Origin of the sequence: Pseudomonas sp. CNPSo 3701 (genome assembly GCF_028674975.1) — a bacterium.
In the GTDB taxonomy this organism is placed as follows: Bacteria; Pseudomonadota; Gammaproteobacteria; order Pseudomonadales; family Pseudomonadaceae; genus Aquipseudomonas; species Aquipseudomonas straminea.
The window spans coordinates 1-25,749 of the sequence record NZ_JAQZSI010000003.1 but is presented as its reverse complement, the minus strand read 5'-3'; the positions used below and the strand labels follow the sequence as shown (position 1 = coordinate 25,749).

Genomic DNA, 25,749 nt, shown 5'->3' with positions numbered 1-25,749 from the left:
GTCACTCCTGAATCGTGGGGTGCGCTGGGGTAATCAGCGGCAGAATCAACAAAGCGCAGGTACCGCGACCCGGCCGTGAACGCAGGTGCAACTCGCCCTGGTGAGCGCGAGCGACCGCCTTGACCACCGCCAACCCGAGGCCGGTGCCGGTGGTTTTCGTGGTGAAGAACGGCTCGCCCAGACGCGCCAGCGTGAGGGCATCAATGCCGGGACCATCATCACTGATGCACAGACGCAAGGTGGATTCGCGCTTGTAAGCATGCACCTTGAGGCGCACACCCTGCCCTGTCGCCTGGATCGCGTTCTCGACCAGGTTCAGCAGCGCACCAACCAACGTGTCGCGATTGCAGAGCAGCTCGCCGCCCCGAACATCGCATTGCCAGCGAACGTCGATACATTGCACCACCGACTCACCGGACTGCCTGAGCGCCTCGAACAGCTGAGCAGGATCGAGTCGATCCGGCAGTGGTAGCTCGCCGCGGGCGAACACCAGCATGTCGCGTACCTGATGCTCGAGCTCATGCAGCCGCTCTTTGAGGCGCCCGGCAAAGCGCTGTTGCTGCTCGGCCGGCAGTACCTGTTCAGTCAGGTGACTGGCATACAGCAACGCCGCCGATAGCGGCGTACGCACCTGGTGAGCCAGTGACGCGACCATGCGCCCCATGGCACTCAGGCGCTCGTGTCGCGACAGCTGATCCTGCAGGCGACGGGTTTCCGTCAGGTCGGTCAGCAACACCAGTTGGCCCGGTTCGCCCTGCAGCGAGCGGGTGGAAATCGACAGTCGCCGGCCATCGGCCAAAGAAATTTCATGACCGTCGTCGCGCCGCGGTGCGAAGCGCTGCGCGATCACGTCACGCCAAAGACATCCCAGAAGCGCTTCCCCAAGCATATCCCGCGCCACAGGATTGGCTTCACGCACCACGCCATGGCCATCGATGACGACGACGCCACCGGGCAGCAGATCCAACAGGCTTTGCAGGCGGTGGGCCAACCGCTCCTTTTCGTTCAACTCCTGCACGCGCTGCTCGCTGACTTGGGCCAGCTGCCCAGTCAGTTCATTGACGCGATTTTCCAAGAGACTGTAGGAGCTACCCAGCCGACGCGACATCTGCTCGAACAAGGCCAGCGACTGCTCCAACTCCCCACGCTCCGCGCCTACCGGCGATGAGTTATCCAGGGAAACATGACGTTGCGGGCTTGGTTTCATTGCACTCTCTCGCGTGGCGAGCCGTCAGAAGGCGGTCATTTGCCAAGAGATAGCAATACTCATGCCTGAAAATAAAATGCTTTATTTTCAATAATATAAGGATTTAATGGGCAGTAGATCGTCAATTGACTGACTGCAAGAGCGTTAATGCTCTGAGGGAACAGGTGGGCTGTAGCCCACCCTGAAAGATTTAGGACAGGCGAGTCAGTCGTCGCCCATCTCGTCTTCGCGACGGCTCATGCCGTACTTACGCATCTTCTCGACCAGCGTGGTGCGCCGGATGCGCAAGCGCTCAGCGGCGCGAGCCACGACACCACCGGCATCATCGAGCGCCTGCTGGATGAGCCCCTGCTCGAGATTACCAAGGTAATCCTTGAGGTCCAGGCCCTCGGCCGGCAACATCGCCGCGGACAGAGCGGATGGCGCCGACGAGGTCAGCACTGCACGCTCGTCCAGCTCATCGCGCAGGCTGGCCGCCAGTTGCTCGTCTTCGTCATCAACGTGACGGAATTTCTTCGGCAGCTCGCCCACGCCGATCACGCCGTAGGGATGCATGATCGCCATGCGCTCGACCAGGTTGGCCAGCTCACGAACGTTGCCCGCCCAATCATGACGGCAGAGCGACATGATGGCGGCAGAGTTGAAGCGGATAGAACCGCGCTTCTCGTGCTCCATGCGCGAGATCAGCTCGTTCATCAGCAACGGAATGTCTTCAATGCGCTCACGCAGCGGCGCCATTTCGATAGGGAACACGTTGAGGCGGTAGTACAAATCCTCACGGAAGCTGCCACTCTCAATCATGCTCTCGAGGTTCTTGTGGGTGGCCGCGATGATGCGCACGTCGGCGTTCTGGGTCTTGTTGCTGCCCACGCGCTCGAAGGTGCGCTCCTGCAGAACTCGAAGCAACTTGACCTGCATCGGCAGCGGCATGTCGCCGATCTCGTCCAGAAACAGCGTTCCGCCATTGGCCAGCTCGAAACGCCCAGCGCGGCTGGTGATGGCGCCCGTGAACGCACCCTTCTCATGCCCGAACAGTTCGCTTTCCAGCAGCTCGGCGGGAATGGCGCCACAGTTGACCGGTACGAACGGCGCTTCGCGGCGCTTGGAGTGGTAATGCAGATTGCGCGCGACGACTTCCTTGCCGGTGCCCGACTCCCCGAGAATCAGCACGCTGGCCTCGGTGTCGGCCACCTGCTGCATCATCTGCCTAACATGCTGAATGGCACGACTGGTGCCTACCAGGCTACGAAACAAATTAGGTTCGCGCTGCCGGCCGCGCTCCCGCGCCTGGTCATACATCTCGCGATAGACCTGGGCACGATGGAGGGAATCGAGGAGTTTGTTATAGCTGGGCGGCATTTCCAAAGTCGCCAATACCCGGCGGCGAAACTCCTCTGGCCAGTCGGTGGTGGCATGCTCATGAAGCATCAGCACCGGCAAGAACTCGTCCCAGGCGGCGAATTGCTTGAGCAGATCCAGCGCCCCCCCCTTGAGCTGCACCTCACCGAGCAGGACGCCAAGAATGCTTCTGCTGGAGTCGATTTGCTCCACAACGTCGCGCCACTCGCTACTGCCGCAAGCAAGGTGGTCTTCACCGAGAAAATTGAGAATCACCGACAGGTCACGACGACGTTCGAGGTTGTCGTCAATTAGCAGAAGCTTGGTTTCACGCCACATAGTTGTTCGGCCCAAAGATAAAAAGCCACCAGCAGCCAGAGCGCCGGCATATAGCCAGCAGTAAAGTAAATTATTGGCGCTTAGTCAATTTTATGGCGTGATTATTTAGAGGAACTTGCAACGAGGCCCAAAAAGCGTTCAGCAACCAGGCTTAGAAGGCGTAGAGATAGAAGGCGACGCTACAGAGAACAATATCGGTTATCGAGTGACTCAGCCAAATAGCTGATAAACCTTCGCGCCCTGCTGCGACTGATTGAACTGAACGAGCTCGTTGGCCAAGCGCTGACGCTCGGCCTGACACGCAGTTACCAGATCCTTATAAAGATCCAGCAGCTCTTCCATTCGCGCCCGCAGCGCACCGTCATCCTCGGCAGCATCGACCATGGCATCTTCCACAGCCTGGCGGCACTGCAGATCCAGCTCACCGATAGCCGCCCAATCCTGGGTGGACAATGCCTGACGCATAGCCGTGCCCGTATTCTGCAGACGCTGAACAGATGTATTCATGGAAAACTCCTTTCCAGCCCGCCAATCACTGGGCAATTGCATCCCAGCCGGATTTGACGTTGCGAAGCAAATCGGCGACTTCATCGAGCGGCTCGACGCTGTTCTTCAGGTTAGCCTCCAGCAAGCGGCGGCTCATGTAGTCGTAAAGGTTATCCAGATTCACAGCCAGCTCACCACCTTCTTCGAGGTTCAAACCAGCCCGCAGACCACCAATGATGCCAATGGCCTTGCCGATCAGCTCACCCTTCATCGCGAACTGCCCACGCTCCATGGCACCACGTGCCTGGGCCAGACGAGTCAGGCCACCCTCCATCAGCATCTGAATCAGACGGTGCGGGCTGGCATCTACAGCCTGCGCCTGAGTGTTGACGTTTTGATACTGACGCATAGCGGCCATGGCGTTCATGCTGATGTACTCCAGTGTAAAGCGGGAATACTTCATATATCGGCACAAGCGGCCTGAGCTTTAACGAAGATTAATAATTGACTGCGCTATGGAGAAGCGTAGCAGCCAGTACTGACGAGAGAAACGCCGTTCATTCGCTACCAGACTCAACCTCAGGGCCAATAGCTTTCCAGGCATCACGGATCTGCGTCAGAAGCTGCTGCACCTCCTCCAATCGACGAGGCGTATTGTCGAGCGCTACGCCAACCAAACGCCGGTTGATGTAGTCGTAGAGGTTGTCGAGGTTCTGCGCCAGCTCACCGCCGAGCTCCTTATCTAGGCTCGACTGCAACACTGCGATGATGGAAGTCGTGCCGCTTACCGCTTCACCACGTAAACCGGGATTGCCCTGTTGCTGCCCCAAGATTGCCAGGGAGATTCGCTCGATGGCGCCGTCCAGAAGGAGATTAACCGCTTGATAAGGTGTAACCACCTGACTGGTCTTGACGCTTTTGTAGATATCGAGGGGGCTGTCCATTGGCTATGTTTTTACTACGCCGGGTAATTTGGAAAGACTATTTTGCAGCTGACTGCTGGTCCCATTCAACTGACCGACCAGAGAGTCCATTGCATTGAACTGGGCAAGCAGGCGTTTTTGCATACTTTCGACACGCAGCTTCAGAGCCTCGGTCTGTTTTTTTATGTCGGCATCGGTAGACTGCAGCGCAGACATACGCTGAGAAAGAATCCCGCCCGTCTGGCTGTATGCTGCCACCTGCCCGTCCAGACGCTTCATCAAACCGGTATCGCCCAGGAAAAACGAACCGACTGCATCGAAGTTGTCTTTTAGCGCTGCGTCGAGTTTGGTGTCTTCAATTTTCAGGGTGCCGTCTTTCTGCGTAGTGATGCCGAGATCGGCCAGCACCCTTACACCATCGCCTCCAACGGGGTTCACCAATTCATTACGAACACCGCCGACCAGATTGCGCACCGTCGAATCACCCACCAACCCTCCCACCAGCGGAGTGCCGTCCTCGCCGACTTTGGTAACCCGGGTCAGATCGTTGGTGGTGTTGATCAGCTTGTTATAAGCCTCGACGAATTTCTTGATACCCGCTTTGACACCAGCGTTATCCTCACCAACCTTGAGGGTCAGAGCTTTGCCATCCTCGGTTGTGGCAAGCAAATCAAAATCGACATCGGCGATGGCTCCCTTGACCGAATTGGTTGGACTGCTGAGCGCCAGACCATCAATGGAGAACTTGGCGTTAGCGGCCTGAACGATATAACCGGAAGCGGAAGCATCCGTCGCTGCGAGCGCGGTACGACCATCGACGCTCAGAGCAGCAAGGTCGCCACTACCAGAAACGATGACGTCCTTGCCGTTCCCCGTCTCGTTGCCGCTGAATACCAGTCTAGACTTGCCAGTGGCAGGATCGTTGATGGTGCTGACGCTTACGCCCTTATCCTTGAGCGCGGTATTGAGCTGGTCACGAATGCTGGCCAGGTCAGAACCTGCAGTGATCTTCACATCGACAGCGGTGCCACTCTCACCAATTTTGACGCTCAGTACCTCGTCACTGCCGCCACTCGTAAAAGTACCGTCGAGCGCCTTAGTTGCGACCTTGCTGGACGAAGCGAGGCTCTTCACCTCAACCTGGTAGCTGCCAGCAGATGCTGTTTTTCCGGCGGTGGCTGTTAGCGCACTGGTGTTGGAGGACGTGGCCGTGCGCTTCTCGAACAGAGCCGGGCTATTGAGATCCTTCAGCGCGGTCTGAAACTCGCCAAGCGCAGTATTCAGTTTGCCCAGACCAGTTAGCTTGACGGTAGTCGAGCTAGACAAGCGCGCCAATTGCGCTTCCTTGGGCGCCCTTTCAGCATCGACCATTGCCTTGACCAGATCGCCGATCGGCAACCCTGAGTTGATGCCCGTCTGAACTCCACCAATAGCCATGTTTTATACTCCGTCACGATATTGACGTTTATTTGAAAACTTATGCAGTCCTGCTCCCTAATTCAAAAATCGCGCCATCTCAGGCTTCGGCCTTGAACAGCAGACTTCGCGCCTCCTCTAGACTTTCCGCCAAGCGCAAGGCCTCTTCGGAAGGCAACTGACGAATCACATCGCCGGAGGCGCGATCAGTCACCTTGACCACAACTCTGCCACTTGAATCATCGACACTGAAGTTCAAGTCGCGCTGGATGTTCTGGACGAAACTCTGGATGGACGTGATCGCGCTGTCCACCTGCTCATAAGTTTGCTCTGAATCTTCCGGCGACACCTTGCCCTGGCGTTGAGCAAGCTTGTCATTTACGGCCTCAGAAGAGGCACCCGCTGCCGCGTAGACACCTGACACAGGCGAACCACTAGGCTTGGTCAGAACCGGCGACAAACTGTTTACTGCGATATCCATTTCTTTTACCTCGCAAGGCAAAACGGGGAGAAGCGCCATGCACTTCCCCCCGGAGTTTAGAGCAGCCTAGCCAATTGGCTTACCGCAGGAGGCTGAGTACTGCCTGCGGCAGCTGGTTGGCCTGGGACAGAATCGCAGTACCGGCCTGTTGCAGGATCTGGTTCTTGGTCAGGTTCGCAGTTTCCGCCGCGAAGTCCGTGTCCTGAATCCGACCACGTGCTGCCGAAACGTTCTCTGCGATGTTCTGCAGGTTACCAATGGTGTTCTCGAAGCGGTTCTGCACAGCACCGAGGTCGGCACGTTGCTTGTCGATCGACGAGATCGCCTGGTCGATAACGATGACCGACTCCTGGGCACCCTGCACGGTGCTGACGTCGATGTTGGTCATTTCTTTTTCGGTGACAGCTGTAGCCGCAGTGTATGCAGGGTTGGCTGTTACCCCAGCGACAGTACCACTTACACTCAGTGCAGAAAGCGCGTTCGCAGTACCGTCAGTGTTCTGATTAGAAATCAGTTTCGTTGCACCTGCATCGTCGACGAACGCACCCACACCGATGTTGGCATCGTTGATGGCGGTGGCAACCGACTGGCTAACCTGCAGTGCAGTTGAGCCGCTGGCAATGGCTACATCGACCGAGAAATCGGTACCGTTTACGGTGCCGGAAACGGTGATAGTGCCCGAAGCGCTTGCGGTACCAGTGGCAGCAGCCAGGCTGCCCTCGTAGTACTTGCCCTTCAGCGACGCGGTGCTCATCTCATCGATTTTTACACTGATGGTTTCGTTGGCCGCGCTACCTACCTGGAAGGTGGTGGTACCGAAGTTGCCATCCAGCAGCTTCTTGCCACCGAAGGTGGTGGTGTTGGAGATACGGTTCAGCTCCTTCTTGAGCTCGGTCACTTCCGAGTTCAGTGCCTTACGCTCGCCTTCGCTGTTCGAACCGTTGGCCGACTGCAGAGACAGGTCACGCATACGCTGCAGGATGGTGGTCGACTGCTGCAGGGCACCTTCAGCGGTCTGCGCCATGGAGATGCCGTCGTTGGAGTTCTTCACCGCAACGTTCAGGCCGTTGACCTGACTGGTCAGACGGTTGGCGATTTGCAGGCCAGCCGCATCATCCTTGGCACTGTTGATGCGCGAACCGGTCGACAGACGCTGCAGGGAGGTATTGAGCGCGTTGGACGAGGTGTTCAGGTTACGCTGAGTGTTCAACGACGCAATGTTGGTGTTTACGGTCAAAGCCATGATGTTTGTCCTCCATCGGACACTAACTGTTTGCCTGGGCTTGCGACTCTGGCCTGCAATGCTCAGGCAACATTGAGTTCGCTTTCATACTCTTTATCGACCTGACTCTGCGAAGCTTTAGGAGCGAAGTTGAATTTTTTTGCGACTCCCTTGACAACCCAGAAGCCATGCTTCTTCAACCTCTTCCTGAACAGCGTATCGGCACCTGCCGCGAATCCTTGAGCCAGTCAGTAAAACCGCGCCAAAGCCTCGTCTCAGTCGGGCAACCAGGCGCGCCGCCAGGCCACCAGGTTGTCACCCTCAAGCATCCAGTCGCGCATCACCTGCTGGTGCAATGCTTCACCGGCGCGAGCCGTCGCGTCCAGATCGCCTACATGCATTCTTATGGCTTCCATCCAGTCCCGATAACGGTTCTTCACCCGCGTCACCGGCAGATTTCCCTGGTAACTGCGCAAGTCACTGCACACCACGGCAAACCCACAGGCTCCGTACTCCAGCAGGCGCAGATTGCTCTTGCACTCGTTGAACAGGTTTTCCTCCAGTGGCGCCACCGCCAGGTCCAGATTCAAAGCTGCCAATGCCCGCGGATAGACACCGATATCGACACCCTCGTGAACCTCCTTGACAGCAGGCCGCAGTCTGTCGGGGCACATGCCCATGAACACCCAGTCGACTTCATCGGCCAGGGCCAGCACGACATCAGCAATCATTTCCAGATCGCCGGTGTGCCCAATGCCCCCTGCCCAGCCAACCCTGGGTTTCTGCGAACTGTTTCGTCCGGCGGCGAGCCCTTTCCACCAGGCAGGCGGCAAACAGTTCTCGATCACCCGGATATCATCGTGCAAGCCGCTGCAGGCATCGGCCAGGGCCTGCGTCGACACGACAAAACGGTCCACGTACCCCAGGCCGCGACGCATGGACTTCAGGATGTCCTTGGGCATCTGCGCACGGTGGACGCTTTTTACCGGCAGATTAGGCAGGTAGTCATCGAGTTCGTAGACCTTGAACGCACGCGAAAAAGCCTGCATACGACGCATCGCATCGAAGCGATCATCGCCGATCTGCTTCTGCAGAATGATCACATCCGGGTCGTAGCGCTCCAGATCCGTAACGTGCATGAGCCCCGGGGATAGCCCACCATCGATCAACCCGGCCTGTTGCAAGGCGCTAAATGGCTGAATCACTCGATAGTACCCAGAGCCGTAGTTGTCAGACGGATGGGCCAGCACAGTGGGTACCGGCTTCCATGACGACAGGGGCCGCCATGACAACGCCGTGTCGGCCAGCTTGAAGCCCCCCGGCTGCGAGAGGGAGAAATTCGGGTTGTAAGCGGGATCGCGTGCCAGCACCGGCAGCCATTCTGCATAGAGGGCGTCATGCTCGGCGGTAGTGCCCCGGGAAATATCTACCGGGTCGAGCATCAACTGCGAGAACGGTGTCCACACGGTCAGATAACCGGCCTGGCGCGCCTTCAGGCAGAGGTCGACACCCGCATAGCGCCACGGCATGCCCTCCTCTCTCAGTCCACCCAACTGCAGAAACACGGCCTTGGCAACCAGCAGGCACTCATGCCCAACGGCGCTGCTGTTCTGCACCACCTGCAGGCGTTGCATATAACCCGGCGCATCCAGGGGCTCACCGACATAGGGCCGCCCCACCGGCCCCTCGAGTCCGAGGATCAGGCTGGCGCGGGCGATTTTCCCGTCTGCTGACAGCAGCTTGGCGCCGACGCAGGCCACCTCAGGACGTTGTGCGTGATTGACCAGCTCGTCTAGCCAGTCCTCGCTGATAGCAGCCGTATCGGCCGACAGCAACAGCAGGTAATCCCCATGCGCCTGCTCGGCAGCCTGATTGAGCAGCGTCTGAGGCGCCAGCACCTCCTGCCCAGCAGGCAGTACCCGAATACGCGCTTCGCCAAGCGAGGCCAGCGCACCGAGCCAGGCACCGACCTCATCAGTTTGCAGAGGACTCTGAATCAGCAGCAATTCGTAGTTGGGATAGCGGGTATTCTCGAGAATGCTCTCCACGCAGCGCTGCAAGTGCTCGAGACACTCACCGGGCAGAATCAGGAAGGACACCAGCGGCGATTGCGCATGCCCATAGTCGATCCGATAACGCCCGGGCTTCACCGACGTGACAGCCGCATCCGAGTAGCCACGCTGCTGCAGATGCTGGGCGATGGCCCGCTGCTCGGCATCATTGTCGGCCAACGCGGGTGCCTCGGTGATCAGCAACGGCTCCGCCACGTGCCCCAGGCCATCGAGGCCGCCTTGGTTGATCAGCCTGAGGATCAACTCCAGCTCCGCCGCCTGTTCGAAGGCAGGGTCGAAGCCGCCGGCCGCCACTATGACATCACGGCGGAACAGCCAGTGCCTGGCCATTCCTGCAGGGAAACTCAAAAGGTAGTCGAGATTGAAGGCAGGCCGCAAAGCCGCGGCCAACTGTCCTTCCTGGCGGAACATTTCGTCGCAGTAGATCGCGCGGCAATCCGGCGCGGTCAGCAATTCCAGCCCCGCCATCATCAGGCCCGAGGGGGTCAGCTCCTCGCCCGCGCGCAGTAGCAGGCACCAGTCGAAGGCCGAGGCAGCCAGGAGCTCGTTGAGCGCCGCGAGCCAGTCATCAGGCCGCACCGCCACGACCTGGCAGGATGGAAAATTGGCGACGTTTTCAGCACTGCTCAACACCACTGCCTGCAGCTTCGCATAGTTGTCGCGCGCGCTGTCGAGGGAGGCGAGTGTACGCGCCAGTGTGGCGTGGTCCCCTTGCAGATCTACGATCAGGATACCGAAGTGTGGCGCCCCACCCTGCCCTTCGAGGCGCTCGTCCACCAGGGCTTTCTGGGGAGGCGTCAAGGCGCGCCGCTGCAGCCATGCCTGCATACTCGGCGGTTGACGGGTCACCTCGACGTCAGCCCCGAGACGCTGCAGCAAGTCCACCCTGCCGGCCTTCACCGCCGCACTGCCCATGTCGCCGTGGCGCCGGTACATTTCCTTATACAACGCCGGATAATCCTTCAGCGCCTGCTGAGAACGTCGCTCGACGGACGATTCGTCAGCGCGCATGCGCACCTGTACGGTTTCCTGCTGCACGTGGTGGAAAGGCAGACGAGCGGCGAGCCGCATCAGGAAATCCCAGTCCTCCAGGCCTGACAGGGTTTCGTCGAACCCGCCAACCTCCAGCGCAGCCGAACGCGGCCAGGCGAAGGTATTGACCGGGATGTAGTTGTCTACGAGCAGGCGTTCGCGCGAGTAATCCCCATGGGGATAACGCTGCTCCTGATTGATCACGTGGCGTACCCCGTTCTCAACGCGCTCGGCAATGAACAAGGCGTCGCTGTACACCACCTCTCCCGGGTGTTTCTGCAGCGCATCGGCCAGGACTTGCAGGTGAGCCGGCAGAAAGACGTCGTCGTCGTCCAGATAAACCAAGTACTGACCGCGGGCCAGGCGATGCGCGGCGTTGCGCGCCGCCGCGGGCCCGGCATTGCGCCCCTGGCGCAGGTAGGTAATACAGTAGGGATACGACTCCAGGAGGGATTCGACACCCTCTCCATGGTCGTTCACCAGAATGACCTCGAAATCCTGCAGCGTCTGAGCCTTGACGCTGTCCAGCGCGAAGCGCAGCAGTTCGCGCCGGTTGTAGGTCGTCATGATGATCGAGAACAGGAACTGCGAGGGGACCATGGACAATTCGCCCTTGGCCATCAAGGCGGTATGTATGGCATCGATTCTTCGCTGATAAGGCGCCGTCGTTGTAGCGGGATAAGCGCTTATCCGCTGCTGATACAACGCCCAGATGGCCTCGCCGTGGACGATCATGCGCCTGCGGGTCGGCGCATCGGCAAGGTTCATTTCCAGAATCTCGGTGTGCTCGCGCAGCGGGCGCTCGCTGCCGTAAAAGGTGTTCGATATCTGACCGGAATGGATGCGGTAACCCACGCTCGCCTGGCGCAGAAATACGAAATCGGGGAACTGGCGCGCCAGACGAATCCACAGTTCCCAATCGCCCGCCAGCAGGTCGTGCCGGTGGATGCCCCCTTCGGGCAAGGCGACATGAGGCAGCGCGCTGCGCCGCAGGATCGCCGCCGACGGGGTAATGTAGCTGTCGAACGTGAGGAGATCAGCGACCTCGTCACGCCCCCCAGAATAGGATTGCCGGCGGTGCCCCGGATGATCGGCATAGCGAATGAACCTGCCGTTCTCATCAATCCAGTTGCACTGGGCATAGCCAAGCGCCGCGCCCGGGCAGGCATTCATGGCCGCCACAAGAGACGCCAGATGGCCAGGATAGAGAACGTCATCGGACCCCAGCACCACCAGGTACCGACCGTTTCCCGCTTGAACGCAACGATTGTAGTTGCCAGCCATGCCCAGATTGACCGAGTTGACCTGAAAACTGAAGCGCGGGTCGCCAACATACCCGTTCAACACCTCGACACTGTCGTCGCTGGAGCGATCATCGAAGACCAGCAGTTCGAGGCTTACGCCTTCCTGAGACAGCACCGATTCGATCGTCTGTGCAAGATACGGTGCGTTGTTGTAGGACATGACGGTAACGGTAACATCGACATCGTAGCGCGTACCCGCCTGGCCGCGTCGCGAAGCCTTCAGCCCGTTGAGACTGGCCAATCCATCGAGCAAACGATCGAGTGGCGGAACACTAGAACTGACAGAGGTCATGCCGAAGGTCCTTGTAACGCCTTTCTGAATTCATCGTAATCCCTGAAATAGTCATCTTCGTCATAAAACTGCGACGCCATGACCATGCACACGGAGCCGCTGGAGAAATTGTCGATTTCACGCCAGATCATGGGCGGAATGTAGAGCCCGTAGTAGGAGCGGTTCATGTGGTATTTGAAGCGGGTACGGCCATCGTCCAGCAAGATATCGAAACTGCCCGACATGGCGATCAGCAACTGGTGCAGCCCCTTGTGCGCATGGCCACCGCGGTGGGAGCCACCCGGCACGTCATAAAGGTAATAAACGCGCTGGATGTCGAACGGAATATGCCGCCCACCCTCGACGAACGTCAGGTTGCCACGCGGGTCTTCGATCTTTGGCAGATCGATGATCTTGCAATCTTTCAGCGACACGGGCCTTCTCCACGCTCGTCATAGGAAAAATCGTTGCATGCATCGATCACCGCAGCCACGTAATCCTCCGGCATGCCGGGATACAGAGGCAGGCTCAGCACTTGCTCAGCCATGCGCTCTGCCACCGGGAGGGACAGGTCGGATAACTCGGCATAGGCAGCCTGGCGATGAATCGGCACGGGGTAATGAATCAGGGTGGGAATACCGCGACGCCGCAAATGCGCTTGAAGCGACTGCCGTTGCGCACAGCTCACCACGAACAGATGCCAGACATGGCTCAGTGGCAACGAAGGCTGGCTGGGCAAGGTAATCGCCGGATGCGATATGCCCTTCAGGTAGCGATCCGCGATGGCCCGCCGCCTCTCGGCGTCTTCACCCAGCCTGGGTAACCTGACGCGCAGCAATGCCGCCTGTAGCTCGTCCAGGCGCGAGTTTACGCCTTTCACGTCGTGAACGTACTTCTCCGAGGAGCCATAGCTACGCAACTTGCGTACGTGCTCGGCAAGCATGGAATCATTGGTGGCAACCGCACCACCGTCGCCAAGCGCACCCAGGTTCTTCACCGGAAAGAAACTGAATCCCGCGGCATCGCCCAGCGAACCCGCCACACGGTCGTGCTCGTCACGTGCGCCGTGGGCTTGCGCGCAATCCTCGATCAGCAACAGATTGTGCCGTTGCGTCAACTGCCGCAAGCGGGGCATATCAGCCAGTTGCCCATAGAGATGGACGGCGATTACCGCCCCTGTTCTGGGGGTGATGGCCGCTTCGACGGCCGCGACCGAAATGCCAAAGTCGCATTGTGCAGGCTCGACCAGCACCGGAACCAGGCCTGCCTCGCTAACGGCCAATGCCGTGGCGATAAAGGTGTTGCCTGGCAGTATGACCTCCGCGCCCGGCGCAAGGCGACCGAGCTGGCGGTAGGCGCGCAGGATCAACGTAAGGGCGTCAAGGCCATTGCCGACGCCGACCACGTGATCAACCCCACACAGTTGCGCGAACTCGTGCTCGAACGCTTCCACCTCGGGCCCCAGCACGTACCACCCGGAATGCAAAACACGGTTGAATGCCTCATTCAGGGCATGCTCGTCGCGCGCCATGAGCGCCTTCAGATCAAGAAATGGGCGCATGGCGATCATCCAGATAGCGTACGACTCTCGCCGGGTTGCCGACCACCAGCGCATAGGCGGGTACATCCTGGGTCACGACGGAGCCGGCGCCGACCATCGAACCAGCGCCGATGGTCAACCCGGGCAGGATCACCGCAGCGGCGCCGATCGACGCACCGGCCTCGATATGGGTCGGCAGAAAATGCGCCGGGCGTTGCCGCGAACGGGGAGACGGGTCATTGGTGAAGGTCACGTTCGGACCGATAAACACATCATCGCCGACACGCAGGCCGTCCCACAGATAAACACCGCATTTCACGGTGACCCGATCACCCAGCACCACATCATTCTCGATGAAGCAATGCGCGTTGATATTGCAGTCACGACCGATAACGGCATCGGCCAGGACCACCACGAACTGCCAGATCCGCGTGCCATCGCCTATCTGGCGACTCTGGATATCGGCGAGAGGATGAAGGGTCATGCCATCAGCCCCTTGAGAACGCCCAGTACACGACGCCCGGCAGCACCATCGAACTCGTGGAAAAAATGCCTGATCGCTGCGCTGCGACTGAGGTGCAGCGGGTCCTCGTCTCGACGCAACTGATCCAGGAATGCAGCGACCTGGCCAGCATCCACCGCGGTCTGATAACGACGTACCACCGCAGCGCCTTCTTCGTTGAGACCCAAACCATGGGGATTTTTCAGGTAGAGCACCGGCTTGCCGGTCGCCAGATACTCCATCAGAAAAGATCCGGCATCGCTCATCATTGCCGAACTGGCTGCGAACGCATGGCGGTGGTCGGAGCGCTCGTCAATGATCACGCCCAGCGCTGTCAACTGCACCTTGAGATCCGCGATCTCCTGCTCGTTCAAGATGTCCAGGTTGATCAGCTTTTTCCATAACAGCGGATGAGGGCGCAACAGCAGCACGAGATCGGGGCGCGAGGTGAAAGCATCGAGGATGCCAGCCGCCAGCTGATCGAAGGTCGACCACAGGTCGCCATCGAATGAAAAGTGCGCGTTCCACAGCACGGCCTTGCGCTCGCCGATCGCCGCCAGCAACCCAGGATCCACCGTAAACTGCGCAAAATCGACCAGGCCGTCCATTCGCGGGTGTCCGGTGACATGGACATGCTCGGCCCCCGTCGGGCAATGGCGGGCGAACATGTCGCGCACGCTTGGCGATCTGACAAAAACAGCGTCTGCATGGGCAGTGACGGGCTGGCCGTACTGATAGACGTAGTTTTGCTCGCCGCCGCCCACTTCCAGCCCATAAGGGATATAGGCGATACGCCTCGCTTGTCGGCGGAGGCTGGCAAACTTATAGGCCTCCGGCCTGGTTTCATCGTAAGGCGAGGTATATAGCACGGCGTCCAGGGTCGCCTCGCTGAGCGAAAAGGCATCCCAGGGCACGAATGGCACCCCGAGTTCGGTCAGATGCGCCTCCGCCAGGTCCCGTCGCCACTCGTAATCCCCGTGCACGAATGGCAGTAAAACCACGGATACCTCGACGGACTCGTCATCGCGAGCGGCTTCCCATACCGAGCGCACGTTGGCCCAGGATTCAGGTAGCTGATAGAGGATCACCAGGTGTTTTTTGGTAGTGCTGGTTAGGTCGTTATGCATAGTTGTCTCGATCTGGCCATCCGTTGGCGAGAACCTGCCGCGCCATGTCAAGGTCGGTAATCGTGTCGATATCGAATGCCTTTATCTCGGCAGCAGGCATTGGCAGATAAGCTTCCAGTGCCTGATACACGTATATCGGTTTATCGACGACGGCGGCAGGGTCGATAACCGCGATCCCGGTCCACTCCCAGGCATGCTCAGCGGCGCGCGTGAACGCGGTGACGCAGGCGCCGGCTTCGTCGAGAAGCACGCGAACGCCATCACTGGTGGTGTATCGGGAAATACCAATCAACTGCGCTTGGTCCTGCGCTGCCGCCATGAAGGCGGTGAAGGAGCGCGGCTCGACGACGGTATCGGCATCGATCACCAGAAACCGTTCCTGCAGATGGCGCGACACGCGGTAAATGCTTTGCAGCGTATTGGTCCTGGCATATTCGGGATTGCGGACGACGATCAAGTCCTTACGCAGCGACATCGCCTGTCGAATAACCTCAGTTTCTTCGAAGCCGACGACCAGCCATACATTCTCAGCCCAAGTCAGGCGCTCGAGGTGATAGTCGAGTAATGTCCGGCCGCCTATTTCCACCAGACATTTCGGTTTGTTCAACCCCAGCCTCGAGCCAATTCCCGCAGCGCTAATTACAACGTGTTTAATAGGCGACACAAGGCACCTCCGTCGTGCACGACAAAGTCACTCAATTTGACCAGGAGATGGTTCGGCGCGTGGGCGCCACCGAATGCGATACGCCAATCGGCTACCTCGAACATAGGCACGTCGTTCATGCCATCACCGACGGCGATGATCCGGTCGAAACGATCGCGAAGGCCGAGTACTGCATCGCCCTTGTGCAAGATATGCTTGATGCCCTCGATGCGGGAGTTGCTCACTTTGGCAACCGAGGTGAAGCTCTGAATACCGAGACGATCGAGTATGGGCTTGACCCATACATCGAGATTTCCGGTCACAACGAAGCACTGCTCAGGCCGCCGCGCGATGAATTCGATCATGTGCGCATCAAACTCGACTTTCTCGAGAAGCGCCGAATGAATCCAATCGATATTGGCATCGCGCAACAGACGTACACGTAGCTTGAACGACTTTTCGAACGGCAAGATGCCATTTATCGTCGCTTCGGTCAGTACCGATATTTCATCCTCCAGGCCAACCGATGAGGCGATTAAGGGCAATAGTTCTTGCTGAGTTAAGGTACCGTCCAGATCGAAGCAATAGGCAGTGGCCATCGCGCTCAACTCTTTTTAAGGATGAAATAGTGCTGCCGAGTCTCCGTTCGCTTTTCTAGGTCAGCAGGGAACAGCGACGCTGATACCTGGATACGCAGGGCCGGCAAGACCTGCGCCTGCCCCAGTAACGCTTCCAGTTCTGCAACGGTGCGGTAGATGGCCGAATACTCGTACTTCAGTTCTTCGGAATAGAATCGGTCAAGCGTCAAGCGCTCCTGCACGCCAACGGGCTCGCGCAGGTAAATCTTTCCGCCAGGCGCGCACAATTGGCAGGCTGAGCGCAACACCCTTATGCAGTCATCGTCATTCAGGTAGATCAACAGCCCCGAGATGATGACAAGGTCAAAGGGCGCCTGGACCAGCAATTCGTCCGGCCGGATATCGATTGCCGACATTGTCTGAAAACGCAACGCGTTGTCACCCCGTTGCAGGGCTTCCTGTCTGGCCTTTTCAATCAGAGTCTCTGAAAAATCGATGCCCAGGTAGCCGATGCCAGAAACGGTCTGCTCGAGAAACCAGCCCCAGCGCCCAACCCCACAGCCGATATCGAGAGCCCGGGCCGCCGCGGGAAGCTGCAACTGCGGAGCTAGCACGGCCTTCTCGGCCTGGTCACGCTGCCTGACCAACTCCGGGTCATTGTCCTGATACATCGTGGCACTTAGAGCACTGGCATAATCTCGCCGGCCTCTCTCTTCGAAAAAGGCCTGTGTTGCCTCGTAGTCGATAGGAACGTTGGTTCCCTTTATCCGGCCTTGAGTGCTCATTTGTTCTCCGCAGGGGCATGGTAGGCGCGACGCGCCATTGGCGATTAACTCTGCGTCAATCTTCCGACATTCAGAGACAACCAAGCAAAAGATTAGCCAACTGGGAAGAAGCTGCTACTGACTACCACATGAACAGCGTTATGTGGCACCAGCATCGAAGGATCACAGCTTATTGAACAAATTCAGACTACTAATTTTCACGTAGCTCTGCTGCGCAGCCTCGAGAATGAGTGTTTGGAACGATAGGCGAGAAAGCGCTTCGGGGTAGTCCAGTTCACGTAGCTGCGCCTGGACCGATTTGTTAGCGAGGGCGGTATCTTCGTTACTGGTCAAAGTACTGTCGATAATGTTTCGACGCGCACCAATGTCGCCCCGCGTGCCGTCGACCGTAACGCTGGCACGCGACAGGTTGGTCATCGCTTGCGCCACGGCATCACGGACCTGAAGGTTGCCCTCTGGCGTAGCTGGTGATTCCTCAAGCGATCTACGCAGGCTGGCGATGGTATCGAGGGCGCCCTGCTTCTGTCTGTTGGGATCTGACGTAACGGTTACTGTGTCGCCTGCGGCGGGTGCTCCATCGAAGTTGATCACCACGCCACGAAATACTAGCTTGTCGCTAGCGTCAGGGTCATCGTCCATGGCACCAGTGGCAAGTGCCGGCGTGGTGGTTCCGGCTGCAAATACTTCGTAGCTGTTGGCATCGGGGTTGCCGAAGACGATATCAACGCCGGCATCCGGAAATCGGGGCGTACCGTTGAATGCCACTTCATCCTGAACCAGCGGCGTGGAGGCACGCAGGGTAGACCCAGGCTGGGCCGCAACAGCCGCATTCAGGCGACCGGCATTGATAACGTCCTGAAATACCTTCTTGCCGTTGTCACTGATCGGCACGCTGAGTGAGCTGGCAATTTCCAGCTTGCGCTGCCCTTCGTCACCCTGATAGCTGTAAGTGCCATCGGCATTACGAACGAAAGGTTCGGCCTTGCCTTGAAATCCCGAGAAAAGGTATTCGCCGCGGGCGTTCTTGGTATTCATGAGGCCGAGCAGTTCGTCTTCACGTTCACGTAATTCCGCAGCAATAGCTTTGCGCTGCTCGGGAGCCAATGCTCCATTGCCGGCAGTAACAGCAAGTTCCTGCACACGGTCAAGTACAGTATTTACCGACTGCAAAACGCTTTCTTCCTGAACGAGGCTGTTATCTGCCGCATTCAGATTTTCCTTATATTGGGTCAAAACATTCTGCTGCTGCTCAAGCTGCAGCAGACGCACCGACGCAACCGGGTCATCGGCCGGCGTGAGGATCCGATTGCCGGTGCTGATCTGCTCCTGGGTACGGATGGTACTGGCATAGTTGCGCTGCAGGCCTTGAACGCCGTTGTTGAACGCCTGGATAGTGGAAATACGCATAGCTGCCTCATCTTCTCTAGCGGTAACTGACACTTACCAGAGCCGCACCCGTTTTGGGATTTTTCACCACATGGCGTTTGCCACGCGGCCGAACCGGAAATCTTTATTGGCAACCTGTAGCGGCAGCCATGATGAGCCAAGGCCCAGCCTACTACCTGAAGGCTCCGATGAGGGTATCGAACAACGAGCGCGCAACTTGAATCACCTGAGCAGAGGCGTTGTAGTACTGCTCGAACTTGATCAGGTTGGCAGCCTCTTCATCGAGGTTGACCGCCGAGAGAGAATCACGGTTGTCCTGCGCCTGCTTGAGAATAGCACTGGTCGCATCGCTGTCCTGACGGGCCTGGGCGGTCAGGGTACCGACCCGCTCGACTAGGTCGCCATAGCTATCTGTGAAGCTCGAACCGGTCGTGATGCCTGTGACGCTAGGGTCGACACCGACGACTTGCTTGCTCTGCAACCCTACCAAGGCCAAAGCATTGCGGTTGTCGGATACGCCGTTGAGGTTGAAGGCGATATCGAAACGATCGCCATTTTCCGGGCGCCCGCTGACACTCATGTTGACACTGGTGCCATCTGCCAGAGTCAACTGATAGTTGTTTTGCTGACCGGGCTCGAACAGCGGGGTCGGTGCCGGGGTGATCGGCTGTCCCTTGTTGTCCACGCGCGTCAAAGACGCCCCGGCTGGCAAGCCAGTGAAGCTGCCGGCGGCCGAATCGTAGGTCAGCGTGATCGGCGCAAAAGCCGCCTGCAAGGCGGCCGGGTTGATACTGCTGCCTGTGGATTTCAGTGTCGGCTGACTGATTGCACCATTACCGCGGTTCTGCAGGTTGGCCTCAGCGCGAATCGGCGCGGCGAAGGCCAGCTGATCAGCCTGGTCAAGGACGGTTGAAATAGTCGAAGCGCCAATACGTGTAGGCTGTAGCGCGAAATAATCACCGGCCGCCGGTGCCGGTGTTCCCACAACGACCTGGAAACCCTGATCACGCCCTGCGCTGTCTTGGAAACTCAGGGTGCCAGCCGGATTCTCGGTCACAGCCATCGTCTGATTGTCACTCAAACGGCGGGCCGAGTAGTTGGTGCCGTCGAACTCCAACCGATAATCACTGGTGGTCAATACTGAACTATTGGTGATATTCAGCACTGGCGATGCGTTACTGCTGTTGGTCGACGAAGGTAACACGCGCAGGCGCGCCAACGATTCCTCGTTGAAATCACCAAACAACTTGGTACCAACCTGCCCCTTGAGATCCAAGCCCTGCCCCAACTGGCTGTTGACCTGATCACTGATCGACAGTGCTAGGCGACCCAGAGAGTTGAAGGTCTTGTCCAGCACGTCTTCGCGGTACCGCAGAATGCCGCCCAACTCTCCACCGGTCACTTGAGTGGTGATGGTTTGCCGGGAAGCACCGACGATGAACTGGATTTCGGAGCGATTCGGATCATTGGTGCCTGGTACAACCTCAAGGCGGGCGGCGTTGCTGCCGACCACCAGCGGCTGGCCAGAACCGATGAAGACGTTCTGCGTGCCGTCGTTCTGCGCAACAACGTTAACGCCGACAAAGGTTGCCAGTTGACGCACGGTCTCTTCGCGCGCATCCAACAGATCATTAGGCTGACTGCCGTTGGCTTGAGCGATAGCAATTGATTCGTTGAGACTGGCAATGGAACCGGCGAGCCGGTTGATCTGTTCGGTGACGGCGCCCATCTGCTTATTGGCGAAGCTATTCTGTTCATTCAGGCGGTCGTAGACGGTATTGAACCGACGACTCAGCCCCTCCGCTTCGGAGAGCACCAGCTGGCGGGCAGGCAGGTTGGACGGATCCTCGGCGGCCGTCTGCATGGCTGAGAAGAACTTTTGCAACGATGGCGTGACACCCGTGGTGCTACCGGCCAACAGAGAATCGAGCTGATCGATCTGGCTCTTATAAGCCTGCACGTCGGCACTCAGCGAGGTGCTACTGCGCAGTTGCGTACTGAGAAACTCACTGTAACTGCGACGAATGTCCACCAGCGAGGTGCCGCTGCCGATATAGCCGGCACCGCTGAATTGCGGCGTGCGCGTTGCCTGGATGGTGTCCTGCCGCGAGAACCCTGGGGTATTGATATTGGTGATGTTATGCCCGGTCACCGACAGCGAGGTCTTGTTTGCCGCCAGGCCCGACAGGCCAATATTCAGTAGGTCAGCCATGCTTCATCATCCCCGGTTCGAGGGCGCGCCGTTGGCGGCGATCATCTGGTAGGTCGACAGCTTGCGGGCGATCTGCGAGACCTTGCGGGCGTACTGCGGATCGGTGGCATAGCCGGCTTTCTGCAGCTCACGAGCGAACTGCTCGGGGTTGGCGGTAGAACTCAGCGCCTTTTCGTAGCGTCCGTTGCTTTGCAGGAAGCTCACGTAATCCTCGAAGCTATGGGCGAAGGATTCGTAAGAGCGAAACGAGGCGGCTTCCTTCACTGGCTTGCCGTTCTGATATTCGGTGGTCATCACCCGGGCGGAATCGCCGTCCCAAGTGTTGTGTGTCTTGATGCCAAACAGGTTGTAGCTGCTGCTGCCATCGCCCTGCTTGATGATCGACTTGCCCCAGCCGGTTTCCAACGCCGCCTGGGCGACCAGGTAGGTCGGATCGACACCCAGTTTGGCCGCGGCCTTCTCGGCCATCGGCAGCATGGTTTCCATGAATTCCTTGGCCGATTTGAACGTGGTACGGCTGGCGATTTCTTCGCTGCCGTTGATGCTCAAGCGGCGCTCGGCCGGCGCGGCGTAGGCCTTGGCGGGCAGCCAGTCGCCTTTTGCCAGAGGCTGGCCGATAGCATCGCCGGCTGGTGTATTGGCTACGGTAGTGGCAGTGACGGCTTCGGCGCCCGGCACGATGCCGGCCTGAACGCGCTGGGCGAGCTTGCCCGGCAGCGACAGTCGACGCTGATTGATCAGGGTCATGTCGTTACGCTCAGGGTCCACAGCGGCAGCGACTTTCTCGAGCTTCTCGACTTTCGCAGGCACAGCGTCAGCAACCGCTTCGTTACGAGCCAGCGGTTTGCTCGGCGCAGCCGGCACCGGCGCATCGACCTGGGCGAACGGATTGGGTCGCTCGCTGGGGTTCTTCATCTTCGACATCTGCCGGGCCATCACGTCGGCCAGACCGATGCCGTTCTTGTTGCCGGCCATGGTCACCGACAGCTGTTGGTCGTACATGTCCTGGTAGGTCTTGGCCTCGTTGCTGTTCATGAAGTTACCTTCACCGAACACCTCGTTGGCCGAGCGCATAGTCTTGAGCATTTCATTGAGAAACAGCGACTCGAACTCCTTCGCAACCTTGCGAATATTCTCCTCATTGTCACCACCGACCTTGAACTGGTTGAGGCGATTGAGATCGGTGTAGGCACCGCTGTCTACGGTGCTGGTGCCGGCGGCCGAGAGTCGAGTATCCATGTCGCGTGTCCTTTAAATCACGATCAGGTCGGCCTGCAGAGCGCCGGCTTGCTTGAGCGCCTCCAGGATGGCCATGAGGTCAGAAGGCGCAGCGCCCACCTGGTTCACTGCCCGGACGATCTCGTCGAGGGTGGTGCCGGGGCCGAACTTGAACATCGGTTTCTTTTCTTCGTCGGCGCCAACGCGCGAGCGCGGCACCACGGCGGTTTCGCCACCGGACAGCGCGCCCGGCTGACTGACGATCGGATCTTCGGTGATGGTCACCGTCAGGCTGCCGTGGGTCACCGCGGCGGGCTGCACGCGCACGTTTTGCCCGATGACGATAGTGCCGGTACGCGAGTTGATGATGACCTTGGCCACCGCCTGGCCGACATCCACTTCCATGTTTTCCAGAATCGACAGATAGTCGACGCGCTGGCTCGGATCGAGCGGCGCGCTGACGCGAACCGAGCCACCATCCAGTGCCTGAGCAACGCCTGGGCCGAGCAGTTCGTTGATGTGGTCGACGATGTTCTTGGCGGTGGTGAAATCCGGACGATTGAGGTTCAGCGTCAGGGTATTGCCTTGATCGAAGCCGCTCGGCACCGGGCGCTCGACGGTGGCACCACCCGGGATACGGCCGGCCGACGGAACGTTGACGGTGATACGCGATCCATCGGCGCCGCTGGCATCGAAGCCGCCAACCACCAGGTTGCCCTGGGCGATAGCGTAAGTGTTGCCGTCAATACCCTTGAGTGGCGTCATCAGCAGGCTGCCGCCGCGCAGGCTCTTGGCGTTACCGATCGAGGAAATAGTGATATCGATGGTCTGCCCTGGCTTGGCGAAAGGCGGTAGATCGGCATGAATGGACACCGCCGCGACGTTCTTGAGCTGCACGTTGCCGCCCTCCGGCACCTTGATGCCGAACTGCGCCATCATGTTGTTGAAGGTCTGCACGGTGAACGGGGTCTGGGTGGTCTGGTCGCCGCTGCCATTGAGGCCGACCACAAGGCCGTAGCCAATCAACTGGTTACTGCGCACGCCCTGAATGCTGGCCAGGTCCTTCAACCGCTCGGCTTGAGCGGTCGAGGCCAAGAGCAGCGCAGCAACGGTGATGATCCATTTACGCATGATCATTGACCTCAGAACGGAAACAGCGGGCTGGCGAAAAAGCGGTCCAGCCAACCCGGCTGGCTAGCATCGGCAAAGGCGCCGGTGCCGGAATAGGTGATACGTGCATCGGCGATGCGGGTCGACGCCACCGAGTTGTCACGAGCCACATCATCGGAACGAACCAGTCCGGCGATACGCACCAGCTCGTCACCGGTGTTGAGGGTCATCCACTTCTCACCGCGCACTACCAGCAGGCCATTGGGCAGCACCTCGGCCACGGTCACGGTGATCGAGCCGGTCAGGCTGTTACTCTGCCCCGCCTGACCAGAACCATCCGTACTGCGCTGGGCGCCGTACTGAGCGCTCAGCCCCAGGTTTTCGGCCTTCAGCGGATTGAGACTGGTGCTGGGGTTATCGATCGATACATCGCCACCAAACAGCGAGGTCAGGCCGATATTGGCGTTACTGTTCTTGGCGATCTTCGAGGTGGCGTTTTTGCTCGCCTGGGTGCGCTCGTTGAGGGTGATGGTAATCACATCACCCACGCGAAAGGCCTTGCGATCGCCATACAGGTTGCTCTCGAACCCGGACTGGAAGATTGAGCCGTTGTTCTGCGCAGCCGGAAGCGGCGTACGCGGCAGAACGGGTGCGTAGTAGGGATCGTTTGGCCGCGCAGCGGGTGCCACACAGCCACTCAGCACTACGCTGCCGAGAATCGAAAACACACACACCAAGCGGTTCATAACCACTACCTCACAGCGTTCAGGCGTATCAGGGGACGGGCTTATGCCCTACCACGGGGTCTTAAAGGTTCTGAGAAATGAAGCCCAGCATCTGGTCAGCGGTGGAGATGACCTTGGAGTTCATCTCGTAGGCGCGCTGAGTGGTAATCATGTTGACCATCTCCTCAACCACGCTGACGTTGGAGTTCTCCAGGGTGTTCTGCAGGGTGGTGCCCAGGCCATTGAGGCCGGGCGTGCCGACCTGCGGCGCACCGCTGGAAGCGGTTTCCATGAACAGGTTGTTGCCGATGGCTTCCAGACCCGCCGGGTTGATAAAGTCGGCGATCTGGATGTTGCCGACGATCTGCGGCTGCGGGTTGCCGGTAGTGGTGACCGATGCGGTACCGTCCTCCCCCACAGTGAAGGTACGCACTTCCGGCGGCAGCACGATGGCCGGTTCCAAGGCGAATCCCTGGGAGGTGACCACTTGACCGTTGGCATTGAGGTGGAAGCTGCCATCACGGGTGTAGGACACCGTGCCATCGGGCATCAACACCTGGAAAAAGCCACGACCATTAACAGCCATATCCATCGGCTGCTCGGTGGTTTGCAGGCTGCCGGCGGTGAAAATCTTCTGAGTACCATTGATACGCACACCGGTACCGAGTTGCAGGCCCGACGGAAGCTGACTGTCCTGGCTCGACTGACCGCCGGGCTGACGGCGGATCTGATACAGCAGATCTTCGAACTCGGCGCGATCGCGCTTGAAGCCCGTGGTGGACACGTTGGCCAGGTTGTTGGAAATGGTCGTCAGGTTCATGTCCTGAGCTGACAGGCCGGTCTTGGCGACCCACAGTGACGGAAGCATAGTGTTCTCCTCGGGTGCCGGATTCATGGCACCGCGTATTGGTTATCAGCTCATTTGCAAGACGCGCGCCATGGCGGTGTCATTATCTTCTGCAGTGCGCATCATCTTGACGGACAGCTCGAACTGCCGGGACAGCGCCAGGATCGACGTCATCTCCTCGACCGCATTGACGTTGCTGGACTCGAGAAAACCCGAGGTAATCTGCACCGTGGCATCAGCTACCGGCGGCTGCGGGCCAGTGAAGCGGATCATGCCGTCAGTGCCCTTCTGCATCTGCTTGAGATCCGGATTGACGAGTCGCAGCCGATCGACCTCGGCGAGTACGCGCGGCGCCTCGCCGAGCGCACGAATACTGATGGTCCCGTCCTGGCCAATCTCGATCTTCTGCTCCGGCGGCACGGCAATCGGCCCGGCATTGCCCATCACCGGCATGCCATTGCCGGTGCGCAGCATGCCCTGGGCATCGACATTCAGGCTGGCCGTACGCACATAGGCTTCGCTACCGTCAGGCGCCTGCACGGCCAACCAGCCCTTGCCGCCGATGGCCACATCCAGATCTCGCCCGGTCTCCTGCAACGAACCCGGCGTAAAGTCGGTTCCCGGTCGCTCGCTCATGGCGAATACGCGCGATGGCTGACTCTCGCCGAAAATCTGCATCGAACGGGCCTGCTCGAAATCACGACGGAATCCAGTTGTGGAGATGTTCGCCAGATTGTTGGCGTGGGCACGCTGGGCCAAGCTGTTGTTGTGGGCACCAGTCATGGAGACGTACAGCATCTTGTCCATGTTTTCCTCCGAGGTGGGCGACGCGCCCGCGACTCTGACCACACCTCAAAAGCAATACACATGCCACAACTCAATAAAACTGCTAAGCAATTGAGTTTAAAGGAATTAATAAAATAAAAAGGCTCCCGAAGGAGCCTGTAATTTGTCGCTCGGCGAGTGGTTTGCGGTTTCGGCCACC

At 58.9% G+C, this 25,749-nt stretch carries 23 protein-coding genes; all 23 read right to left on the bottom strand.

The window, feature by feature from the left end:
* Window position 1: 1 nt before the first annotated feature.
* The 23 genes from PVA39_RS09215 to flgF all read right to left on the bottom strand — a co-directional run bounded on the left by PVA39_RS09215 (window position 2) and on the right by flgF (window position 25,571).
* The gene (locus PVA39_RS09215; protein ID WP_274123838.1) at window positions 2-1,207 is read right to left on the bottom strand and encodes a sensor histidine kinase; all 1,206 of its coding nucleotides are present in this window, start codon (window positions 1,205-1,207) and stop codon (window positions 2-4) included.
* 204 nt (window positions 1,208-1,411) lie between these two features.
* Window positions 1,412-2,884, bottom strand: coding sequence for a sigma-54 dependent transcriptional regulator (locus PVA39_RS09210; RefSeq protein WP_274123837.1), 1,473 nt, complete (start codon window positions 2,882-2,884; stop codon window positions 1,412-1,414).
* A 210-nt stretch (window positions 2,885-3,094) separates the two neighbouring features.
* Window positions 3,095-3,391 (bottom strand): flagellar protein FliT, encoded by a 297-nt coding sequence (locus PVA39_RS09205; protein ID WP_075931053.1) that lies wholly within the window; start codon window positions 3,389-3,391, stop codon window positions 3,095-3,097.
* A gap of 25 nt (window positions 3,392-3,416) precedes the next feature.
* Window positions 3,417-3,797, bottom strand: coding sequence for a flagellar export chaperone FliS (gene fliS / locus PVA39_RS09200; protein WP_027906174.1), 381 nt, complete (start codon window positions 3,795-3,797; stop codon window positions 3,417-3,419).
* 130 nt (window positions 3,798-3,927) lie between these two features.
* On the bottom strand, window positions 3,928-4,314 hold the full coding sequence (fliS, locus tag PVA39_RS09195) for a flagellar export chaperone FliS (RefSeq protein WP_274123836.1): 387 nt from the start codon (window positions 4,312-4,314) through the stop codon (window positions 3,928-3,930).
* 3 nt (window positions 4,315-4,317) lie between these two features.
* The gene (gene fliD, locus PVA39_RS09190) at window positions 4,318-5,730 is read right to left on the bottom strand and encodes a flagellar filament capping protein FliD (protein WP_274123835.1); all 1,413 of its coding nucleotides are present in this window, start codon (window positions 5,728-5,730) and stop codon (window positions 4,318-4,320) included.
* Between the two features lie 79 nt (window positions 5,731-5,809).
* Window positions 5,810-6,190: a flagellar protein FlaG gene (locus PVA39_RS09185; RefSeq protein WP_274123834.1), complete on the bottom strand. Its 381-nt coding sequence runs from the start codon at window positions 6,188-6,190 to the stop codon at window positions 5,810-5,812.
* Window positions 6,191-6,269: 79 nt separating this feature from the next.
* Complete coding sequence (locus PVA39_RS09180; RefSeq protein ID WP_274123833.1) at window positions 6,270-7,433, bottom strand: flagellin; 1,164 nt, start codon at window positions 7,431-7,433, stop codon at window positions 6,270-6,272.
* A 254-nt stretch (window positions 7,434-7,687) separates the two neighbouring features.
* Entirely contained in the window at window positions 7,688-12,112 is a 4,425-nt protein-coding gene (locus tag PVA39_RS09175; RefSeq protein ID WP_274123832.1) for a glycosyltransferase, read from the bottom strand.
* Window positions 12,109-12,525: a sugar 3,4-ketoisomerase gene (locus PVA39_RS09170; protein WP_274123831.1), complete on the bottom strand. Its 417-nt coding sequence runs from the start codon at window positions 12,523-12,525 to the stop codon at window positions 12,109-12,111. Before PVA39_RS09170 ends, PVA39_RS09175 begins: the two co-directional genes overlap by 4 nt.
* The gene (locus PVA39_RS09165) at window positions 12,516-13,652 is read right to left on the bottom strand and encodes a DegT/DnrJ/EryC1/StrS family aminotransferase (RefSeq protein WP_274123830.1); all 1,137 of its coding nucleotides are present in this window, start codon (window positions 13,650-13,652) and stop codon (window positions 12,516-12,518) included. Before PVA39_RS09165 ends, PVA39_RS09170 begins: the two co-directional genes overlap by 10 nt.
* Window positions 13,636-14,115 (bottom strand): acyltransferase, encoded by a 480-nt coding sequence (locus PVA39_RS09160; RefSeq protein ID WP_274123829.1) that lies wholly within the window; start codon window positions 14,113-14,115, stop codon window positions 13,636-13,638. Before PVA39_RS09160 ends, PVA39_RS09165 begins: the two co-directional genes overlap by 17 nt.
* On the bottom strand, window positions 14,112-15,260 hold the full coding sequence (locus tag PVA39_RS09155; protein WP_274123828.1) for a CDP-glycerol glycerophosphotransferase family protein: 1,149 nt from the start codon (window positions 15,258-15,260) through the stop codon (window positions 14,112-14,114). The genes PVA39_RS09160 and PVA39_RS09155 overlap by 4 nt, the downstream gene beginning before the upstream one ends.
* Window positions 15,253-15,867, bottom strand: coding sequence for an NTP transferase domain-containing protein (locus PVA39_RS09150; protein WP_274123827.1), 615 nt, complete (start codon window positions 15,865-15,867; stop codon window positions 15,253-15,255). Before PVA39_RS09150 ends, PVA39_RS09155 begins: the two co-directional genes overlap by 8 nt.
* A 32-nt stretch (window positions 15,868-15,899) precedes the next feature.
* Window positions 15,900-16,502 carry an HAD family phosphatase gene (locus PVA39_RS09145; protein WP_274123826.1) on the bottom strand — a complete coding sequence of 201 codons (603 nt, stop codon included), beginning with the start codon at window positions 16,500-16,502 and terminating at the stop codon, window positions 15,900-15,902.
* A gap of 5 nt (window positions 16,503-16,507) precedes the next feature.
* A complete protein-coding gene (locus tag PVA39_RS09140) occupies window positions 16,508-17,266 on the bottom strand; it encodes a class I SAM-dependent methyltransferase (RefSeq protein ID WP_274123825.1) in 759 nt (252 codons plus the stop codon).
* A 162-nt stretch (window positions 17,267-17,428) separates the two neighbouring features.
* Entirely contained in the window at window positions 17,429-18,673 is a 1,245-nt protein-coding gene (gene flgL, locus PVA39_RS09135; RefSeq protein WP_274123824.1) for a flagellar hook-associated protein FlgL, read from the bottom strand.
* Between the two features lie 151 nt (window positions 18,674-18,824).
* Window positions 18,825-20,864, bottom strand: coding sequence for a flagellar hook-associated protein FlgK (gene flgK / locus PVA39_RS09130; RefSeq protein ID WP_274123823.1), 2,040 nt, complete (start codon window positions 20,862-20,864; stop codon window positions 18,825-18,827).
* A 6-nt stretch (window positions 20,865-20,870) separates the two neighbouring features.
* Complete coding sequence (gene flgJ, locus PVA39_RS09125) at window positions 20,871-22,103, bottom strand: flagellar assembly peptidoglycan hydrolase FlgJ (protein WP_274123822.1); 1,233 nt, start codon at window positions 22,101-22,103, stop codon at window positions 20,871-20,873.
* A gap of 12 nt (window positions 22,104-22,115) precedes the next feature.
* Window positions 22,116-23,213, bottom strand: coding sequence for a flagellar basal body P-ring protein FlgI (locus tag PVA39_RS09120; RefSeq protein WP_093502530.1), 1,098 nt, complete (start codon window positions 23,211-23,213; stop codon window positions 22,116-22,118).
* An 11-nt stretch (window positions 23,214-23,224) separates the two neighbouring features.
* Complete coding sequence (gene flgH, locus PVA39_RS09115) at window positions 23,225-23,938, bottom strand: flagellar basal body L-ring protein FlgH (RefSeq protein WP_274123821.1); 714 nt, start codon at window positions 23,936-23,938, stop codon at window positions 23,225-23,227.
* Between the two features lie 61 nt (window positions 23,939-23,999).
* A complete protein-coding gene (gene flgG / locus PVA39_RS09110) occupies window positions 24,000-24,785 on the bottom strand; it encodes a flagellar basal-body rod protein FlgG (protein WP_027910249.1) in 786 nt (261 codons plus the stop codon).
* Between the two features lie 45 nt (window positions 24,786-24,830).
* Window positions 24,831-25,571 (bottom strand): flagellar basal-body rod protein FlgF, encoded by a 741-nt coding sequence (flgF, locus tag PVA39_RS09105; RefSeq protein WP_093502123.1) that lies wholly within the window; start codon window positions 25,569-25,571, stop codon window positions 24,831-24,833.
* Between the last annotated feature and the right edge of the window lie 178 nt (window positions 25,572-25,749).

Excerpts from the sequence above, each read along its gene's own strand:
- PVA39_RS09215 (WP_274123838.1), bottom strand. The coding sequence starts at position 1,207 with ATGAAACCAAGCCCGCAACGTCATGTTTCCCTGGATAACTCATCGCCG.
- PVA39_RS09210 (WP_274123837.1), bottom strand. The coding sequence starts at position 2,884 with ATGTGGCGTGAAACCAAGCTTCTGCTAATTGACGACAACCTCGAACGT.
- PVA39_RS09205 (WP_075931053.1), bottom strand. The coding sequence starts at position 3,391 with ATGAATACATCTGTTCAGCGTCTGCAGAATACGGGCACGGCTATGCGT.
- fliS (WP_027906174.1), bottom strand. The coding sequence starts at position 3,797 with ATGAACGCCATGGCCGCTATGCGTCAGTATCAAAACGTCAACACTCAG.
- fliS (WP_274123836.1), bottom strand. The coding sequence starts at position 4,314 with ATGGACAGCCCCCTCGATATCTACAAAAGCGTCAAGACCAGTCAGGTG.
- fliD (WP_274123835.1), bottom strand. The coding sequence starts at position 5,730 with ATGGCTATTGGTGGAGTTCAGACGGGCATCAACTCAGGGTTGCCGATC.
- PVA39_RS09185 (WP_274123834.1), bottom strand. The coding sequence starts at position 6,190 with ATGGATATCGCAGTAAACAGTTTGTCGCCGGTTCTGACCAAGCCTAGT.
- PVA39_RS09180 (WP_274123833.1), bottom strand. The coding sequence starts at position 7,433 with ATGGCTTTGACCGTAAACACCAACATTGCGTCGTTGAACACTCAGCGT.
- PVA39_RS09175 (WP_274123832.1), bottom strand. The coding sequence starts at position 12,112 with ATGACCTCTGTCAGTTCTAGTGTTCCGCCACTCGATCGTTTGCTCGAT.
- PVA39_RS09165 (WP_274123830.1), bottom strand. The coding sequence starts at position 13,652 with ATGCGCCCATTTCTTGATCTGAAGGCGCTCATGGCGCGCGACGAGCAT.
- PVA39_RS09160 (WP_274123829.1), bottom strand. The coding sequence starts at position 14,115 with ATGACCCTTCATCCTCTCGCCGATATCCAGAGTCGCCAGATAGGCGAT.
- PVA39_RS09155 (WP_274123828.1), bottom strand. The coding sequence starts at position 15,260 with ATGCATAACGACCTAACCAGCACTACCAAAAAACACCTGGTGATCCTC.
- PVA39_RS09145 (WP_274123826.1), bottom strand. The coding sequence starts at position 16,502 with ATGGCCACTGCCTATTGCTTCGATCTGGACGGTACCTTAACTCAGCAA.
- PVA39_RS09140 (WP_274123825.1), bottom strand. The coding sequence starts at position 17,266 with ATGAGCACTCAAGGCCGGATAAAGGGAACCAACGTTCCTATCGACTAC.
- flgL (WP_274123824.1), bottom strand. The coding sequence starts at position 18,673 with ATGCGTATTTCCACTATCCAGGCGTTCAACAACGGCGTTCAAGGCCTG.
- flgK (WP_274123823.1), bottom strand. The coding sequence starts at position 20,864 with ATGGCTGACCTACTGAATATTGGCCTGTCGGGCCTGGCGGCAAACAAG.
- flgJ (WP_274123822.1), bottom strand. The coding sequence starts at position 22,103 with ATGGATACTCGACTCTCGGCCGCCGGCACCAGCACCGTAGACAGCGGT.
- PVA39_RS09120 (WP_093502530.1), bottom strand. The coding sequence starts at position 23,213 with ATGCGTAAATGGATCATCACCGTTGCTGCGCTGCTCTTGGCCTCGACC.
- flgH (WP_274123821.1), bottom strand. The coding sequence starts at position 23,938 with ATGAACCGCTTGGTGTGTGTGTTTTCGATTCTCGGCAGCGTAGTGCTG.
- flgG (WP_027910249.1), bottom strand. The coding sequence starts at position 24,785 with ATGCTTCCGTCACTGTGGGTCGCCAAGACCGGCCTGTCAGCTCAGGAC.
- flgF (WP_093502123.1), bottom strand. The coding sequence starts at position 25,571 with ATGGACAAGATGCTGTACGTCTCCATGACTGGTGCCCACAACAACAGC.